General features: G+C 30.2%; 15 protein-coding genes. 6 read left to right on the plus strand and 9 right to left on the minus strand.

Annotated elements, in window-relative coordinates:
• Nucleotides 1-14: 14 nt before the first annotated feature.
• The 3 genes from cdd to porU all read right to left on the minus strand — a co-directional run bounded on the left by cdd (nucleotide 15) and on the right by porU (nucleotide 5,116).
• Complete coding sequence (gene cdd, locus SJY27_RS05550; RefSeq protein WP_397447271.1) at nucleotides 15-497, minus strand: cytidine deaminase; 483 nt, start codon at nucleotides 495-497, stop codon at nucleotides 15-17.
• 75 nt (nucleotides 498-572) lie between these two features.
• A complete protein-coding gene (gene porV, locus SJY27_RS05555; protein WP_397447272.1) occupies nucleotides 573-1,685 on the minus strand; it encodes a type IX secretion system outer membrane channel protein PorV in 1,113 nt (370 codons plus the stop codon).
• Nucleotides 1,686-1,720: 35 nt separating this feature from the next.
• A complete protein-coding gene (porU, locus tag SJY27_RS05560) occupies nucleotides 1,721-5,116 on the minus strand; it encodes a type IX secretion system sortase PorU (protein WP_397447273.1) in 3,396 nt (1,131 codons plus the stop codon).
• 192 nt (nucleotides 5,117-5,308) lie between these two features.
• On the opposite strand from porU, the gene gldJ reads away from it, so the two are divergent.
• Nucleotides 5,309-6,994 (plus strand): gliding motility lipoprotein GldJ, encoded by a 1,686-nt coding sequence (gldJ, locus tag SJY27_RS05565; protein WP_397447275.1) that lies wholly within the window; start codon nucleotides 5,309-5,311, stop codon nucleotides 6,992-6,994.
• A 66-nt stretch (nucleotides 6,995-7,060) separates the two neighbouring features.
• On the plus strand, nucleotides 7,061-8,320 hold the full coding sequence (gene murF, locus SJY27_RS05570) for a UDP-N-acetylmuramoyl-tripeptide--D-alanyl-D-alanine ligase (RefSeq protein WP_397447900.1): 1,260 nt from the start codon (nucleotides 7,061-7,063) through the stop codon (nucleotides 8,318-8,320).
• On the opposite strand, the gene SJY27_RS05575 is transcribed toward murF, so the two are convergent.
• Nucleotides 8,313-9,164: an N-acetylglucosamine kinase gene (locus SJY27_RS05575; protein WP_397447276.1), complete on the minus strand. Its 852-nt coding sequence runs from the start codon at nucleotides 9,162-9,164 to the stop codon at nucleotides 8,313-8,315. The genes murF and SJY27_RS05575 overlap by 8 nt on opposite strands.
• Before the next feature lie 139 nt (nucleotides 9,165-9,303).
• Between SJY27_RS05575 and SJY27_RS05580 the strand changes: the two genes are divergently transcribed.
• On the plus strand, nucleotides 9,304-10,047 hold the full coding sequence (locus tag SJY27_RS05580; RefSeq protein ID WP_397447277.1) for a tyrosine-protein phosphatase: 744 nt from the start codon (nucleotides 9,304-9,306) through the stop codon (nucleotides 10,045-10,047).
• Nucleotides 10,048-10,091: 44 nt separating this feature from the next.
• On the opposite strand, the gene SJY27_RS05585 is transcribed toward SJY27_RS05580, so the two are convergent.
• The 4 genes from SJY27_RS05585 to SJY27_RS05600 form a co-directional block, all read right to left on the minus strand.
• Nucleotides 10,092-10,760 (minus strand): class I SAM-dependent methyltransferase, encoded by a 669-nt coding sequence (locus SJY27_RS05585; protein ID WP_397447278.1) that lies wholly within the window; start codon nucleotides 10,758-10,760, stop codon nucleotides 10,092-10,094.
• A gap of 84 nt (nucleotides 10,761-10,844) precedes the next feature.
• Nucleotides 10,845-11,813, minus strand: coding sequence for a YpdA family putative bacillithiol disulfide reductase (locus tag SJY27_RS05590; RefSeq protein ID WP_397447279.1), 969 nt, complete (start codon nucleotides 11,811-11,813; stop codon nucleotides 10,845-10,847).
• Between the two features lie 5 nt (nucleotides 11,814-11,818).
• Nucleotides 11,819-13,342, minus strand: coding sequence for an FMN-binding glutamate synthase family protein (locus SJY27_RS05595; protein ID WP_397447280.1), 1,524 nt, complete (start codon nucleotides 13,340-13,342; stop codon nucleotides 11,819-11,821).
• A 363-nt stretch (nucleotides 13,343-13,705) separates the two neighbouring features.
• Nucleotides 13,706-13,957: a type B 50S ribosomal protein L31 gene (locus SJY27_RS05600; RefSeq protein ID WP_397447281.1), complete on the minus strand. Its 252-nt coding sequence runs from the start codon at nucleotides 13,955-13,957 to the stop codon at nucleotides 13,706-13,708.
• Nucleotides 13,958-14,195: 238 nt separating this feature from the next.
• Between SJY27_RS05600 and SJY27_RS05605 the strand changes: the two genes are divergently transcribed.
• The 3 genes from SJY27_RS05605 to SJY27_RS05615 are packed head-to-tail and all read left to right on the plus strand — an operon-like array spanning nucleotide 14,196 to nucleotide 17,258.
• The gene (locus SJY27_RS05605) at nucleotides 14,196-15,233 is read left to right on the plus strand and encodes a glutaminyl-peptide cyclotransferase (protein ID WP_397447282.1); all 1,038 of its coding nucleotides are present in this window, start codon (nucleotides 14,196-14,198) and stop codon (nucleotides 15,231-15,233) included.
• Nucleotides 15,234-15,276: 43 nt separating this feature from the next.
• The gene (locus SJY27_RS05610) at nucleotides 15,277-16,794 is read left to right on the plus strand and encodes a hypothetical protein (protein WP_397447283.1); all 1,518 of its coding nucleotides are present in this window, start codon (nucleotides 15,277-15,279) and stop codon (nucleotides 16,792-16,794) included.
• A gap of 17 nt (nucleotides 16,795-16,811) precedes the next feature.
• Nucleotides 16,812-17,258, plus strand: coding sequence for a hypothetical protein (locus SJY27_RS05615; protein ID WP_397447284.1), 447 nt, complete (start codon nucleotides 16,812-16,814; stop codon nucleotides 17,256-17,258).
• Between the two features lie 91 nt (nucleotides 17,259-17,349).
• Here SJY27_RS05615 and SJY27_RS05620 read toward each other — a convergent pair whose 3' ends face one another.
• Nucleotides 17,350-18,624, minus strand: a complete 1,275-nt coding sequence (locus SJY27_RS05620; RefSeq protein WP_397447285.1) for an amidohydrolase family protein — start codon at nucleotides 18,622-18,624, stop codon at nucleotides 17,350-17,352.
• Nucleotides 18,625-18,642 lie beyond the last annotated feature (18 nt).

The raw sequence follows: 18,642 nt of genomic DNA on the forward strand, positions 1-18,642 counted from the left end.
ATCATAGGTTTATTTTATAAGTAAGAACTATCAAAAGAAAAAGGCAGTAAAGATACTAAAGATTCGATTTCTATTACTTCGCCAACTTCACCCATCAACAAAATTGGAAAGGCCTGTTTTTGTTTTACTTCGTATTCTAATAAAGCTTGTCTACAAGCACCACATGGTCCTGCTGGTTTATCTACTTTTGTAAGGGTTGAACTTGCTGAAATAGCGAGTTTTAAAATTTTAACATTTGGGTACTCAGAACCAGCTCTCCAAACTGCGACTCTTTCTGCACACATACCTGATGGATAGGCTGCATTTTCTTGATTGTTGCCTAAAACAATCTCGTTATTATCTAACAATAATGCTGCACCAACACTAAACTTAGAATAAGGAGCATAAGCTTTAGCTCTAGCTTCTATAGCTTTGTCCATTAATATTTTATCTGCTGTAGAAAGCTCAGAAATATTATTATAAACAGTTGCTGATGTTTTTAATTCAATTTTTTTCATAATTAGAATCGTCAAAAAAAGCAGCCTTATGAGACTGCTTAATTATACTTTAAAAATACTAAAAATTTATCACTTTTAATAATTATCATAAATTTCACCTAAATCAAACGATAATGAGAAACGTAATGAATTTTCTAAAGGATTATTTACATCAGAAGAATTGATTAAATAAGACAAATCGATATTTAAAGCGTTGGTTTTAAAACCACCTCCTAAGGTAAAATACTGTCTGTTTCCTTTATCTGGACTTTCATGAAAATATCCTGCTCTTAAAGCAAATGCTTGATTGTATAAGTATTCTGCTCCTAAAGCATAGGTAAACTCGCTTAACTCTTCGCTAAAACCATCTGGTGCATCACCAAAAGAACCAAAAATTCCTTGAATCCAGCCTTTTTCTTCATCAGAACCATCTGGTTGTGGAGTTGGTACTAAAAGTTTTGTAAACTCGATGTTTGTAGAAATAATGTTATAATCATCTAAAATAAAATCAAAACCTCCACCAAATTTTAAGTTGGTTGGTATAAAATCTTCTTCTCCTGGTGTATACGAAACTTTAGGACCAACATTAGATATATTAAAACCTATTCTATAACGCCCATTAAAATTACCATAATTTTCTTCGTAAGATTGGTAATACCCTGAAACATCAACTGCAAAAGAATTAATAGGTTGTAAAGCATTACTTGCTGTATTGTTGAACGCTAAATTAGAGCGTAAATATTTTAAAGAAACCCCCATTGAAAAAGTTTCGCTAAGCTTTAAAGCGTAAGAACCTGTAAACACAAATTCGTTAGGATTAATGCTTCCTAAAGACTCTCCTGCATTATCTGTTAATTGAATTTCGCCTAACGAAAAATACTTAAAATCTGCACCCCAAGCTGCATTTTCACTAAATCTATTGATATAGGATCCACTACCCACAAAAATATCATCTGTTAAATTACGTAACCAAGGCGAATACGTGATTCCTGTTTTTACTTGTCGATCACTAAAGGCAATTTTTGCTGGGTTATGAAACAAAGACCAAGCATCTGCAGAGGTTGCTACTCCCATATCTCCCATACCACCTGCTCTTGCATCAGGTACAATTAACATAAAAGGTGCAGCAGTAGTTATTGCTCTGTTTTGAGCATTAAACTTTATACTTAATAAGGCACATAGTGCAATACAAAATGTTATTTTTTTCATTCTTAATTTATTGTTATTTTACAAATATCTACTTTTTATTGTAGTATTACTAATTTTTCGTATTTCTCTGCAATTAAATTGCTAGTTGTAGAAGTTACTTTTAATTTATAAACATATACCCCTTTACCTATTTTATTACCAAAATCGTCTAACCCATTCCAAGTAATATTTCTAGATAAATTACCTGTAGTTTGCACATTTTGGTTGATGGTTTTTACCAATTTACCAGCAACTGTAAAAATTTGAACTTGCACTTCTAAAGGTTCATTTGGCTTATTGTGATTGAACCAAAATTCGGTGTAATTTACAAACGGATTTGGATAATTCAATACATTTTCTAAATTTAAAATAGCATCACTTACAACCACAAAATTTAACGTAGTTTCTGATGAGTTATTGTAGGTGTCCCAAGCTTTTATTTTTAAAGTATGTGGACCGACTTCTAAATCTCTAAGAGTATAATTTACTTTTCCTTTTGTAAAGTCATCTAAATCAGTTTGATAAAAATCATTTAAAATAATTGGGTTTGAGGTATCATCATCTAGAATTCCTACAATATCATGGTCTACTGCTGTAATAGAGGTGTTAATACCACTGGCATCTGACAATACTGCAATTAAATTTGGTGAGGAATTGGTGTTGCCACCATCTATAAAAGATTCATCATTCATAAAAATATTTATATTCGGGCCAACACTATCGTCTGGAGCGTTTGCATTAATTCCGCCAACTTCTACATCAAAATTAGCACCTGCTCTATCAATTTTACCATTTTCTGCATAAAAACTTAATTTTGCTTTTCCGTATGCTACTTTTATATCTTTTGGAACCACAAATTCAAAATCAAAAATACCATTGGTAACTGTAGCTTTACCTCTAAATATTTTACTGTCTTGCGCATCAAAAACCATTTCAATACCAAAACCATCGTTATCTAATGTAGTTTTATCAATAGACTTATCAAATATTGTGGTAGATAACGTACCATTAAAATCGTTTAAAACAGCGTTGTTATTATCTGTAATTACACCTTCGAATTTTATTTTTGATAATGCTTTAATGGTATCTAAAGATTGGGTTACATCAACATCATTCATTTTAGTGATACGAATATTCGGTTTTGGAACAGCCAATTTCATTGCTGGATCACCAAAATGATAAATGAAGAACTTTTGCGTACTCGAAAAGTTATTTTTTGCCACTGCCAAAGCTTCTGCAATGGTAAAATCTTCATTATTAAATTCTAATAATATTCTAATAAGTTGTTCGTTAAAACGTTGACCTGTAGAAATAAAAACCTCTCTTGTTGTAGTTACCAAGCTTGCAGCACCACCTGTTTGGCTCTTAAAAGTTAATTCTCCAGCCGTAATTCTATTCGGATTATCGAATCTTGAAAAATCGCAAGTAACTGTTATTAATAAAGGTAATGTATTTGCGTTGTTTAATGATTGAATTTGAGGCACATCAAAAATTCTTTCGGAAGCAAAACCATCTTCACCTCCATGACCAAAATAATCGAAAACAAGAGTGCCTTTTTCAATAGCGTTGGTTATTGCACTTTTTACCTCAGGATAACGTTCGCCTCCAGAAGAATTTTGTTGTACAAAAGCATCAAGATAAATTTTGTTTACATTAAATACAGATTTATTATTTTTAATTTCATCAGCAATAGATTCAACACCTGTTTGAATAACATCTTCTCCATTTACATCTATATCATCTGCTAAAAGTGTAATTGTATTTCGCCAATCTCCAATAGCATCTTTACTGTAATAACTTAAAATTTTATCAACTACAATAGTGGCCTCTGCTATTGTAGACACAGGTATTCTACTTGAAACTACATCTATAGTATGTGAACTAGACATTGTACCCTCATTATCATCTAACATCACATAAAAATCATCGGTAACCCAAGAACTAGCCAAGTTAAAACTGATGTTTGATAATTTTACTGGTACAATATTATTGTTGCCTGTAATTCTATCTTTATAATCGTAAGAAGAATCACCAAAAAAACACACATATTTTAGTTTTGTTTCTTCAGATGAATTTGTGTTGTAAACATGTTTTATAAAATCTCTAATTCCTGTAATATCTTTAGAACCAGAAGAAAACTCGTTGTAAATTTCGTCTAATTGTACAACTTTAGTTATTAAATTAGAATTTGCTTGATGATAATCTGCTAATCGTTGCGCTTGACCAGCAAGTTCTGAATTTGTAATTACCATGTAATTTACATCTTTTAAGCCGTGTAAATTTTGATTATTGATTTTAGAATTTTGGACAGTTGCTGGTGTGTAAAAATCGTTATCGTTTAAAATAATATATTCCTTAAGTTCACCTCCATTATCTTTAAATGTAAAATTAGCCCCTGTATTTTCATTGGTAATCGATTGCGGATTGATGTAATCTGTAACATCCCAAACTTGAAAAGACGAACTTCCATTTTCTATTTGATATTCAACAATTCCTGATGAATTTGCTTGCTCAAAACTTCGGAATGCAAACTGAAAATCAGTAAAACTCAGTTGCTTTTTTCCTTTAATTTCTATATAATCTAAAAAAGCATTCGCAGAAGGATTTCCATTATTATTATAAGTAATAACAAGCTCTATATTTTCAGAAGAATTAGCCAAGTTAACACTTCTTTCTAACGCAAATGCCTTTGTTAAAGAGGATGGATTTACTGCAGGATAATTTATAGTTAACGCATCTTGCCCATTTACTTGCACATTCATAGTAGAAGAAGCACTTGAGGTAGATACCCCTCTAACAGATACATTTATATTTTCATTATTTACTGCATTAGGAAAAGGAATCGGAAATGTTTGCGTATTTTCTATATTAAAATTGTCATCAAAAAACCATTGTGTACCTGCTGCTAAAATGCTGCTTTCATCTTTTTCGTAAAACGTATAATCATCAAATACGTTTATTTGAGTACTTATACTTGAGGTAATTGGTGCTTTTTGTTGAATTCTTTTACCATCAGTATCAGTAACTGTTATAAAATAATAGGCTTTATCTGAATAAATATTTTGATGATGCTCAACTAAATTATTTGTAGCATCTACAGTCCAATTATGAGGCCCTTTTGCATAAAAAAGAATATAATCATTACCATCAAAAACGCCATCGTTTTCACCAGCTATATAAATGGCATTTTCTTGCAAATCATCGTATCTAAAATCGCTATTTAAAACAGGCAACAATTGTCCTCCATTACCATAAATATGAATTTTTTTAGGGTTCAAACCGTTTGTTGATACTCCTATTTGCTGCAACAAATTCCTGTCAATTTTAAAGACTCCAGTAGTATCTACCGAAAACTTATACCACTCTCCACTAGACAACACAGAATTACTGTTTTGCGAAAGAAATATTTGCGAGAGAAAAACAAAAAAAAAGAATAAAAAATATTTTTTCATAAATAAAATTAAATAACGCAAATAAAAATTAGATATTTTACAAACACAAAGATAAATTATACTAAACAAAAAAAGTAATCGTTAAATGAATATATATAAAAATGATGCATTAAAACTTTGGTGTTTTATTTGTAAGAAAGTATATTTACCGTAAATTCGCTATAAAAAAACCTATCAATTTTAAATTAGGAAATGAAAAACACAATTAAATTAACCTTATTTGCCTTAACCACAATGCTTTTGGTTAACTGTAAAAGTTCTAATAGAAACCAATCTACGCTAACAGGTTTGTCTTTTAATGACCCTAAAAACGGCAATTATATTAGAAGTAATTCTTTTGATGGACAAAAAACACCTTTAGGAATGGTTGGTGTTGAAGGTGGTTCTTTTACAATGGGTCAGGTTCAAGACGATGTAATGTTTGATTGGAACACAACTCCTAAAAAAATACACGTTCGTTCATTTTATATGGATGAAGCTGAAGTTACAAATTCAGAATACTTTTTATATGTACAGTATATGAAAGATGTTTTTCCTCCATCAGATGAAAAATACAAACATATTTATAGTTCTATATTACCAGACACTTTAGTTTGGAGAAAAAGTTTAGGAAACACAGATATTTTATCAGAAAATTATTTTCGTCATCCAGCTTATGCAGATTATCCTGTTGTTGGTGTAAGTTGGTTACAAGCTAACGAATATTGTAAATGGCGTACAAATGCAGTAAATTTAAAAACATTAATAGACAAAGGCCACATCAAAAATATATTTGAAATAGACTCTGTTCCTAATTTTTTTGATACTGACGTTTTTTTAGCTGATGATTCTAAACTTTTTGCTGGCGATACTACAATCTATAAAAGAGGAGTTGGAAGAGCTGTAAGAAAAAGAGGCGAACCAAGACCAGACAGAAATGCTTTTCAAGGGGCTAGAAAAATATCTCAAGCAGATGGTATTTTAACACAACGTTTTAGATTACCAACTGAGGCAGAATGGGAGTTTGCTGCAAAAGCTAATATTGAAAATAGAGAATATAATAATATAAGAGGTAGAAAAAAATATGCTTGGGATGGCAAATATTCTAGATCTAAAAACAAAAGAACAAGAGGAGATCAATTAGCCAATTTTAAACAAGGTAGAGGAAATTACAGTGGCTTATCTGGCTGGAGTTCTGATGGTGCTGATATCCCTAATCAAATAAAGTCGTACCCACCTAATGCTTTTGGTTTATACGACATGTCTGGTAATGTTGCTGAATGGGTTGCAGATGTTTACAGACCAATAGTTGATAACGAAGCTAATGACTTCAACTATTATAGAGGAAATATTTTTACAAAAAAAATGATTGATGAAGATGGAGATGTAGTATTTGCTGCTACAGATGAATCTCCAGAAGTTGAGTATGATACGTTACCTAATGGTAAAATTATACCAAAACAATTACCAAATACCATCAAGTATATACCTATCACTAAAGACGACACCAGCTTAAGAAGAAACTTTATGGTGGCAGATAATACTGATATTAATGATGGTGATGCTAATTCATCTCGTTTTTATCTAGAAGACGAAGATGGTTTAAATTCTAAACCAAGCATGTATAATTCACCTAAACCACCCACTAGAGAAATAGATCCAAATACAGGTGAAGAAGTATTAGTAAATGACGAAAAAAGAAGAACTACATTAATTAGTAATAAAACTAGAGTTTACAAAGGTGGATCTTGGTCTGATAGAGAATATTGGTTAGACCCTGCTCAAAGAAGATATTTACCAGAATATATGGCTACCAATTATATTGGTTTTAGATGTGTTTCTGATAAAGTAGGGCCAATGACTACAGGAAATAAAAAAGCAAGAAACCCTAGCAGATAATATATTTTTTTTTAATATCAGGCCTCATTGTTTCTTAAATAATGAGGCTTTTTTATGCCTAAATACATGAAGATTTCTGAAATTTATAAACTATATAAAAAGCACTATTTAGTTGATACTGACACTAGAAAAATTAGAAAAAACACCCTGTTTTTTGCATTAAAAGGAGACCATTTTAATGGCAATAAATTTGCTGAAAAAGCCTTAAACTTAGGAGCTAAATATGCCATTGTAGACGAAGAAGCATATCGAACAAATGAAAATTTTATTTTGGTTGATAATGTTTTAAACACGCTTCAAAAATTAGCCAACTATCACAGAAAACATTTAGGTATACCTATAATAGCATTAACGGGTAGTAATGGAAAAACTACAACTAAAGAACTGATTAATACTGTTCTGCACAAAAAATACAATACTGTTGCCACTGTTGGCAATTTAAACAATCACATAGGTGTACCCTTAACTTTGTTATCAATGACCCCAAAACATGAAATGGGCATTGTAGAAATGGGCGCAAATCATCAAAAAGAAATAGAATTTTTATCTGCTATTTGTGAGCCTGATTATGGTTTTATCACCAACTTTGGTAAAGCTCATTTAGAAGGCTTTGGAGGTGTAGCAGGAGTCATTCAAGGTAAAAGTGAATTGTATACTTTTTTAAAAACAAATCATAAAATAGCTTTTGTAAATCCTGATGACAAAATACAAATAGAAAAAACAAAAGAAATTGAATCTATACATTTTGATTTAAAAAACCTGAAACTTTTAGAGGTAAACCCTTTTTTACGAATTACTTATAAAAACACAACTATACAAAGTAACTTAATAGGCAAGTACAATTTTTCTAATATAGCAGCTGCTATTACTATTGGAACCTATTTTAAAGTAAATGAAAAAGCAATTAAAGAAGCTATTGAAAGTTATATTCCTAAAAATAATCGTTCTCAAATTATTAATAAACAGAGTAATACTATTATTTTAGATGCCTACAATGCTAATCCTTCTAGTATGAAAGTGGCATTAGAAAATTTTGCTACACTACCTCATGAGAATAAAATGGTTATTTTAGGAGACATGTTTGAACTGGGTACAGATAGTTTTACAGAACATCAAACCATTATAAACTTGTGCGATAGTTTACAATTTAGCCAACAGTACTTTATTGGCAAAAATTTTTATAAATGTAAAACAAACAAACAAAAATTTGAAACCTTTGCAGATTTTGAGAATTACATCAAAAAAAATCCTCTTAAAAACCTATCAATATTAATTAAAGGCTCAAGAGGAATGCAATTAGAAAGAATTTTAGATTTGATTAATTAATGCGATCAATATGGTATTTTAATAAATTATCTATAGGTCTTTGAATAACGTCTGTAACTTCTAAATCATATTTTTTAGCTACTTTTTCAAGAATATCTCTAAAATAAAAAGCAATTGACCCTATGAAATATAATGGTGTGTCTGAAGATTTATCGAAAGGTAAAATTCTATATGTAAAGAATTCTTGAAAACCTCTTTTAATAATTCTTTTTATGTATTTTTCGTCTTTAAAATCAAACATAAATTTTGCAAAAGAGGCCAAATACATATTAGGGTTTGGCATTCTGTATAAATTCTGTTTTATATAATCTGCATCTAAATTAAATTCCTCATTAAATTTTTCAGCTATTGCTAGGGGCATTTTGTTATAGTAATACTCTCTTAGTAACAACTTTCCGAAATAATTTCCACTAGCTTCATCCATCAAAATATATCCTAAAGAAGCTGTTTTCATTTGTACATTTTCACCATCAAAATAACAACTATTAGAACCTGTACCTAAAATACATACCAAAGCTGGTTCTTTACCTGTAGCTGCGTATACAGCAGCCAACATATCTTCTGCAATATTAATTTTTGCATTAATAAAAATAGATTGCAAAATGTTTTCTAAAATTTTGGCCGGTTTTGGTGTACCACAACCTGCACCATAAAAATGAATTTCTTTTACATCTTCTTTTATATTAATTAACTGAAACATATTTACAATTCTATTTTTCAGTTCATCTTCGGCTACAACTGCAGGATTTAACCCAAGTGTTCTAACTCTAAACTCTTCTTTTTTATCATCGTTAATGGCTATCCAATCTGCTTTAGTTGAACCACCGTCTGCAATTAATATCATAATATAAAATTTTTATATATCAAAGATATTGTAACAAAACTGCTTGTGCAACAGTTATAAAAACTTCAATCGTTTTCGATAAAAAAATCTTTACGTTTGCTGCGCTGATTGTTGTAAATTTGTATAAAATTAATACTGAATGTTCTTTTTTAAAAGTAAAGAAATTTTACCACGCGATTTTTTTCCTAAAGGATTTGTAGACATCCATTCGCATTTGCTACCAGGCATAGATGATGGTGCCCAAGATTTGAATACCTCTATTGCTTTAATTGAAAAAATGGCTTCTTACGGAATTAAAAACTTTATAACTACTCCACATATTTTAGGTGATATTTACCCAAATACTCCAGAGATTATAATTGGTAAACTTAAAGACGTAAAGCAAGAATTGTCTAATAGAAATATAAAAGATATATCTATTAAGGCTGCTGCAGAATACATGATGGATGAAAATTTTTTAACTCTTTTAGATAAGGATAAAGAATTATTGACTTTAAAAGATAAATTAGTATTGGTTGAGATGTCTTATTTTAGTCCGCCAATTCACTTATTTGATATTTTATTTCAATTGGGTTTAAAGGGCTATAAACCTGTTTTAGCGCATCCTGAACGTTACAATAGTTATCATAAAAATTTCAGAATTTATCAAAAGTTAAAAAATGCGGGCTGTTTATTTCAATTAAATTTATTATCGCTTACAGAAAATTATGGTAAAGGTGTGCAAAAAACTTCAGAAAAATTACTAAACGAAAACATGTACGATTTTATAGGTACAGATGTGCATCATTTTAACCATTTAGATGGATTGAAAAAAATAAGCACCAAAAAAAACCTTATTAAATTAGAGCAACTACTATTAAACAACAAAAAGTTTCTTGATTAAGAATTTTAATTCGTTTTTTATTACAAAATTGTATCAGTGTAAAACTAAAAAACCTCAAACAACCAAGTAACAATTACCCCTTTATTATTTTTTAAATTGTAACTTAATAATTCTTGTATCCCTTTTGGTTTAAAGTTAAAAGGTGCTTGTAAAATATCTAATCCGCTTTGTTTTTTAAGTCTAATTCCTTGACCTGAAATAATATCTATATTAGGAGTAAAACTACCATTTGGCAAATGTTCAGTAAGAATTACGTATTTGTAATCAGCTAGTTTAGCCACAACTTTTTGTACTTCTGCATTTGACAAATGTTGCAATACTTGCCTTATAATTACACAATCCGCTTTGGGTAAAGCATCTTTTGCAATATCTAAACAAGCAAACTTTAAATTATATGCTTTAAATGTTTTGGTATTAAATGCAATTAAAGAGGGTACTATATCTATAGCAATAAACTGTTTTGAAAACTTAACGAGTTGTTTACCAATATTAAAATCTCCACAACCCAAATCGCAAATTGTTAATGGTTCATTAAAAGAAGAAAGAAATGTTTTTAGGACTTTGATATAGGGTTCTACTAAATCTGGATTATGAGACCCAAAACCAGAATAGAATTCAGAATCGTTGCTACCCCAAAGGTTTACATCGTAAATCTGCTCCATTACCTTTTTTGTTGGCCAAGGTTTTTTAGCATTTTGCATTCTTAAACTCATTTTAACCAATTGAATTACAACTTTTAACTAATAGTTTTGTTGAATTTTTTGCGTAAAACAGCTATAACAAATCACTAGAAACTTTTAGTGTTTATTCTCTAAAATACTTTGAACAATCATTTTTGCATGTATTCTTGAGTTTTCTATAAACCATTTATGCGTTTCCATACCTCCACAAATTACACCTGCCAAGTAAACCCCTTTTACATTCGTTTCCATTGTTTTTGCATTGTATTCAGGTAATTTTTTATCATCCTCAGAAAGTGAAACTCCTAAACTTTCTAACAAAGTAAAATTAGGTTGATACCCTGTTAATGCCAAAACAAAATCGTTTTTTAGCGTAATTTTTTCTTTTGGTGTATTTACTACAATAGCATTTTGTTGAATTTCTAAAACTTGACTTTTATAATATGCTTTAATAGTCCCTTCTTCAATTCGGTTAATAATATCTGGACGAACCCAGTATTTTACACGTTGCCCAACTTCATCACCACGAATAATTAAAGTAACCTCTGCACCTTTTCTGTAACATTCTAAAGCAGCATCTATGGCAGAATTACTTGCGCCAATAATTGCCAATTTTTGGCCCGCATAAAAATGTGGCTCTTTGTAATAATGAGAAACTTTTGCTAAATCTTCTCCTGGAATTTGTAAACGTTTAGGAATATCGTAAAAACCGGTTGCCAAGACCAAATTACTTGTTTGATAGTTTGCTTTATTTGTTTTTACTTGATAAAAATCTTCATTTTTCTGAACAGTTTCTACTTTTTCAAATAGATTGATTTTTAATTCATTAGATGTTGTAATTCTTCTATAATACTCTAATGCTTCACTCCTACTTGGCTTTGCAGCTTTGCTAATAAAAGGAATTCCATCAACCTCAAGCTTTTCTGAAGTAGAAAAAAACTGCATATTCACAGGGTAATTGTATAAAGAGTTTACAATTGGTCCTTTTTCAAGAATAAGATAATTAAGCCCTTTTTTTTGAGCTTCTAACCCACAAGCTATTCCTATTGGTCCACCACCTACTATAATAACATCAAAAATTTGCATAATCTTTAACCAACTTTTTTCGGGTTATAAAACACCTCTTCTAAACTTACAATTTCTTCTTTTCTTCTTCTAAAAATATGATTTGGTTGTAAATCTGCAATTGAACCCAAACCCATAGCAGCAATCATTTCTTTAACTGCAGTAATAGTTTTATTATGATAGTTTTTTACTCTAACATTTTTCTTTTCTACTACCAAAGCTTTTACCAACTCGTTGTCTTGAGTAGCAACACCTACAGGACAGGTATCTAAATTACACTCCCTTGCCTGTATGCACCCTAAACTTAACATAAAGCTTCTTGCCATGCTTATAGCATCTGCACCTAAAGCAATCAGTTTTACCACATCAAAAGCATCAACAGCCTTACCAGAAGCTATAATTTTAATTTGTTTTTTAAGCTTGTATTGAATCAATAACTGATTTATAAAAACCAAACCTTCAATTAATGGGCTACCAATATAATTGGTAAATTCCATAGGTGCAGCACCTGTACCTCCTTCTCCACCATCTACAGAAATAAAATCAGGATAATTTTTAGCAACTGCAAATGCTTTTATCATTTCTTCAATTTCTTTATGATTTCCTACACAAAGTTTTATCCCAACTGGTTTTCCATCAGATAAATCCCTAACTTTTTGAATAAAAACAATCATTTCATCATAATTAGAAAATGCGGAATGACTGGGTGGCGAATCTACTTGAGTACCCACTGTAACTTTTCTTATTGCTGCAATTTCTGGTGTATTTTTTTTGGCTGGTAAAATACCTCCATGACCAGGTTTTGCACCTTGAGAAAATTTAATTTCAATCATTTTTACTTCAGGACGCTTAGCATTTTCTTTAAATGTTTCATCATCAAAAAAACGTTTACCATTTACATCGTGTTTTCCAGCACCAAAATATCCTGTGCCTATTTGAAAAAATAGATCTCCACCTTGTAAATGATATGGTGATATTCCTCCTTCTCCTGTATTATGCGCAAAATCGCCCATTTTAGCCCCTTGATTTAATGCCATAATTGCATTTTTACTCAAAGAACCAAAAGACATTGCAGAAATATTAATGATAGAACATGAATACTTTTGCGTGCATTTATCTGAACCAAAAAGCACACGCTCTCCTATAATATGATGATGATCTTTTGGAAATAAAGAATGTTTTACAAATTCGTATCCTTTTTTATACACATTGTGCTGTGTACCAAAGGGCACTGTATCTTTTTCTAATTTTGCACGTTGATATACAATACTTCTCTTTTCTCTATTAATAGGCGTTCCGTTTAAATTATCTTCAATAAAATACTGTTGAATTTTATCTCTTTCTTCTTCAAAAAACCATCGTAAGCGCGCTATTAGTGGAAAAGCTCTTAATAAAGAATGTTTGGTTTGTATACTATCGTGAATTACAATAGTGGTTAACAAACCAGATATTGATAACAATATAATTGTACCTGTTTGTGGAATAAAATAAACCAAAACAGCACATAATAGGGTAACAATAGTAAATATAAAAAGTATTGTATTTCTCATTGTATTGAAATGAATTTTAAAATGATAAAAATAATCTATTCGTTTTAAATTATAAGGATAGTTGGCAAATAGTTGCGTTAAGGATTGTAGAGGAAATCCTTTTTATGATTAACTAAATACTCCATTTCTTACAAATTCATCAATTTGATATTGAAAAATTAAAAACTTTAAAAAAGCAGCATAAAAAGATTGTAACGTAAAGCCTGACTTTAACCCTGAATGCTTTCAGGGTAAAGTAACGCCCAAATAATTTGTGTTGTACAAAGCAGCTACCTTATCGTTTAGCCTAAATAAATATAGGCCAAAGAAAAACTCCAACAAATAAATGTTGGAGTTTTTTGTATTTTTAAAATTCTAAAAAACTTATTTCTTGAATTTTGCGTATTTGTTTTTAAACTTGTCAATACGTCCTGCAGTATCAACCAATTTAGATTTACCAGTGTAAAATGGGTGAGATGTTCTAGAAATCTCTAATTTTACTAAAGGATACTCAACACCATCCACTTCTAAAGTTTCTTTGGTGTCTACAGTAGAACGAGTTAAAAAAACGTCTTCGTTAGACATGTCTTTAAAAGCTACCATTCTATAATTTTCTGGATGAATTCCTTTTTTCATTTTATAATATTTTAATTCTTTAATGTTATGTTTGCAAAGTAAAGTTGGTAAGGCTTTACTATATTCTTTAAATAGCTTAATATTACTATTTTGAGGATGCAAATTTAACGATATTTTTTAATTTACAAATAAATAAGTTACTTTTATTTGTAGTTGTTATTTTTTTGTTGAAAATTTTGATTTTCTGCAGATTTAATATAAGAATAGCCCAATCTAAAAACACAATAAATACAATATAATGAAGAAAATTGCTTTTTTTACAGCTACTTTAATGATACTTTTTCTAATAAGTTGTGATGATACCTACAATTTAAAGTTAGCGGTTACTAAAAAAACCACATTAAATGGTAAAGTTACCTTAAGTTTAAAAGAAGAAAATAATAAACCTTTAGATAAAATTCAGTTTTTTATTGATGGAAAAGAAATTGCTAGTAAAGAAAATGCGCTTTCACTAAAGGCTTCAGATTTTGGAATTGGAAAACATACGGTTTCTGTTCTGGTATTTTACCCTGGTAAAACAAAAAAATTAAACAATTCTTTTGAAGTTTTTGCTGATAAAAAACCAGATATTTATACTTATGAAATTGTAAACTCATATCCTCACGATACTAAAGCATATACTCAAGGTTTAGAATATTACAATGGCTATCTATATGAAACTACAGGCAGAAAAGGACAATCTACACTTAGAAAAGTAGCCATTAAAACTGGTAAGGTGCTACAAAAAATAGACTTAGATAAACAATATTTTGGTGAAGGAATGACCATTTTAAATGATAAAATTTATTGGTTGACTTGGCAAGCTAAAAAAGGGTTTATTTATGATTTAAATACTTTTAAACAGATAGGCGAGTTTGATTATAATAAAAGTAAAGAAGGTTGGGGATTAACAAACCACAACAACGAGTTTATAAAATCTGATGGAACAAATAAAATTTGGTTTTTAGAGGCTGAAACACAAAAAGAAAAACGTTTTATACAAGGATATACAAACAAAGTATCTCTAAAAAGTTTAAACGAATTAGAATTTATTAATGGTAAAATTTATGCAAATTATTGGCAAAAGCCCTTAATAGCTATAATTAACCCCGAAAATGGCATTGTAGAAGGTATTGTTAATTTAACAGGCTTAGTAAAAGAAATGGAAAAAACCCAAACTTTACAAGACCAAGATGATGTTTTAAACGGTATTGCTTACGATAAAACAAACGATAGACTTTTTGTTACTGGTAAAAATTGGGGAAAATTGTTTGAAATCAAATTGATAAAAAAATAATAAACGACTCATTTTAAAGTTCTATTTTTATAAAAATTGATTTATGCGTTATTTCCTTACATTACTAATTTGCGTAGCTCTTGTTTCTGTGAGTTCTTGTAGAAAAGATTTTTCTACCATACCAAATTTTGGTAGCTTAGAATTTTCTAAAGACACCGTTTTTTTAGATACTATTTTTACCAATATTGGTTCTGCTACTTATAATTTAAAAGTATACAATAGAGGTAATAAAGCCATTACTATACCTGAAATTTCTCTAGAAAACGGATCTACCTCCAACTATAGATTAAATGTTGATGGAATTCCAGGCAAGGAATTTAATAATATCGATATTTTAGCCAAAGACAGTATTTTCGTTTTTGTTGAAACTACAGTTGATGTTAGCACAGCAAAAAATGCATTATATACAGATCGAATTTTATTTGATACAGGCACAAATCAACAAGATGTAGATTTGGTAACCTTGGTACAAGATGCTAACTTTATATTTCCAGATCGAGATCCAATCACCAGAAAAATTGATAGCTTAACCATTGATGGCCAAGTTACCACTATAAAAGGTCGTTTTTTAACGGATAATGAATTGACTATTACCAATACAAAACCTACTGTTATTTATGGTTATGCAGCAGTGCCTGCTGATAAAACTTTAACAATAGAAGCTGGTGCAAAAATTTATTTTCACGATAATTCTGGCTTAATCATCGATGATAAAGCCACCTTAAAAGTAAACGGAACTTTAACTGAAAAAGTAACTTTTGAAGGCGATAGATTAGAAAACCGTTTTAGCGAAACTCCTGGACAATGGGGAACAATTTGGATGAGAGCTGGTAGCAAAAACAACGAAATTAAACACGCACAAATAAAAAATGCCATTATTGGGATTTTAATTGATAGTATTGGCTCTAACACCACACCTACTTTAAAATTACAAAATTCAGAAATTTATAACCATTCTAACTTTGGTATTTTAGCTAGAGAAACAAATATTGAGGCACATAACGTAGTTATTGGTTCTGCTGGTCAAGCTTCTTTGGCTGCAACTATTGGTGGTACTTATAATTTTACACATAGTACATTTGCTAATTTCTGGAATAGCGGAATTAGAGATTTACCAGCTGTATTAGTCAATAACTTTTTTGTTTTTAATGACGAAAATGGGAATGAAATTACAGCCACTAGAGATTTGAAAGCAGCAAATTTTACCAATTGTATTTTTGATGGTAGTAATAATATTGAATTTCTTTTAGATAAAATTGAGGGGAGCGCATTTAACTACAACATTTCTAATTGTATGATTCAATTTAATGATACTGATGATTCTTTTGCAGACTATATAGAAATGGACTTTGAAAATAACACCAATTATTCAGGTATTATTCTAAATGGAATTGCTAATTTTAGAGACTCCCAAAATGAAGATTTTATTATTGGTAAAGATTCTGATGCTATTAATAAAGCAAAAAACACAATTTTTCCATTCGATATTTTAGGTAAAGACAGAACTACTAGTCCTGATATTGGTGCTTATCAGCATATTGTGTTTGAAGAAGATAAGTAGGATGATAATACCATGGTATGAAAACATTTAGTCTACCAAGAAAAACTAAAAAGAAATTAAAAGGAATTTGGTTATATCCTAAAGACAAACAAGGTAACTCTTTGATGGCATTTCCTCGAAGAAATCAAAAAGATTATACTGCTCTAAAACAAGGTATACTACGAAATATTATTAGTAAAAAAAACACTAAAAAACGGATTAGCAAACTACACCAAAAACTTGATGAAGAAATTTATGTTACTGATCATATTTTAAAAATGTATATAAATGAGTGTTTTCGAGAAGATTTAAGAGCTAATGCTTATCAACTTTTTAAGCGTGCTAAAAATGATAAAAAGGCTGTTATTAGTTATTTTAACTTTATCAATGCGCATCTACTTAGTAAAAAAGATTCAAGTTTTAGCAATATTGCTGTAATGTCTTATGATTTAGCAAAAAGATTATTGAGGAAAAAACGATCGTAAAAAAGCCTAAATTTTTGCACATACCAATATCTAAATTGATTTATTTGAAAAAGCCTTTTAAATACTGTAAAACTTTAAAGTTATACTACTTCTATTTTTTATAAACAACGCCATCTTTCATCACAAAAACAACATTTTCCATAGTTGAAATGTCTTTTGTTGGATCATCGTTTACAGCAATAATATCAGCAAAAAAACCTTTTTCAATCTGTCCTAACTCATTTTCCATTTTTAATAACATTGCGTTAGTAATTGTTGCAGCTTGTAGTGCTTCCATAACTGGCATACCTGCTTCTACCATAAAAGCAAATTCTTTTCCATTATTTCCGTGGGCAAAAACACCTGCATCTGTACCAAATGCAATACCAACACCTTTTTTATACGCTTTTGCAAAAGTTCCTTGAATTTGAGGCCCAACAGCTAACGCTTTTGGTACTACTATATCTGGATAAAACCCTTCTATTTTTGCTTTTTCTTCAACCTCTTTACCTGCAGTAATTGTAGGCACTAAATACGCATCGTGTTTTTTCATTAGCTCCATAGTTTCATCACTCATATAAGTACCATGTTCTATGGTTTTAACTCCTCCAATAATGGCTCTTTGCATACCTTCATCTCCATGAGCGTGCGCAGCAACGTGCATTCCATAATCTTTAGCAGTATCACAAATTGCTTTGATTTCTTCTATTGTAAATTGCGGATTGTCTCCAGATTTTGCTACACTTAAAACTCCACCAGTTGCAGTAATTTTAATACAATCTGCTCCGTTTTTATAACGTTGTCTTACCGCTTTTTTTGCATCTTCAACAGAATTTACAACACCTTCTTTAGGGCCAGGATCACCAATTAATCTTCTGCTACTTCCATTGGTTGGGTCTGCATGCCCACCAGTAGTTGCCAAAGCTTTACCAGCCGTAAAAACTCTTGGCCCAGGAATTTTACCTTTATTAATGGCATTTCTAATAGAAATATTAACACCTGTACCTCCTAAATCTCTTACGGATGTAAAACCATTTAACAAAGTAACTTTTGCAAAACCAACAGAGTTAAACGCAACATCTGCCTCGTTTAAAATATAGCTTTCTATCCTGGTTCTTGCAGAAAATTCTTGCTCTATATGTACATGAAAATCAATTAAACCTGGCATTACAACTTTATCTCTTAAATCAATTAAATTACCAGATTTTGGCATCACATAACCATCTATAACAGCAGTAATTTTATTTTCTTTTACTACTATTGTTTTTTTAGTGTGGATTTTTGCTGACTTAGTATCCACCAATTTTCCACACAAAATATAAGAAGTTTGCGCAATACTTGTTTGAACAAAAATAAATGCTAGAAAAAGTACAATTGATTTTATCATTAGGTTAATTTTAATTCT

This window comes from Polaribacter sp. R77954, assembly GCF_044595335.1.
Lineage (GTDB): Bacteria > Bacteroidota > Bacteroidia > Flavobacteriales > Flavobacteriaceae > Polaribacter.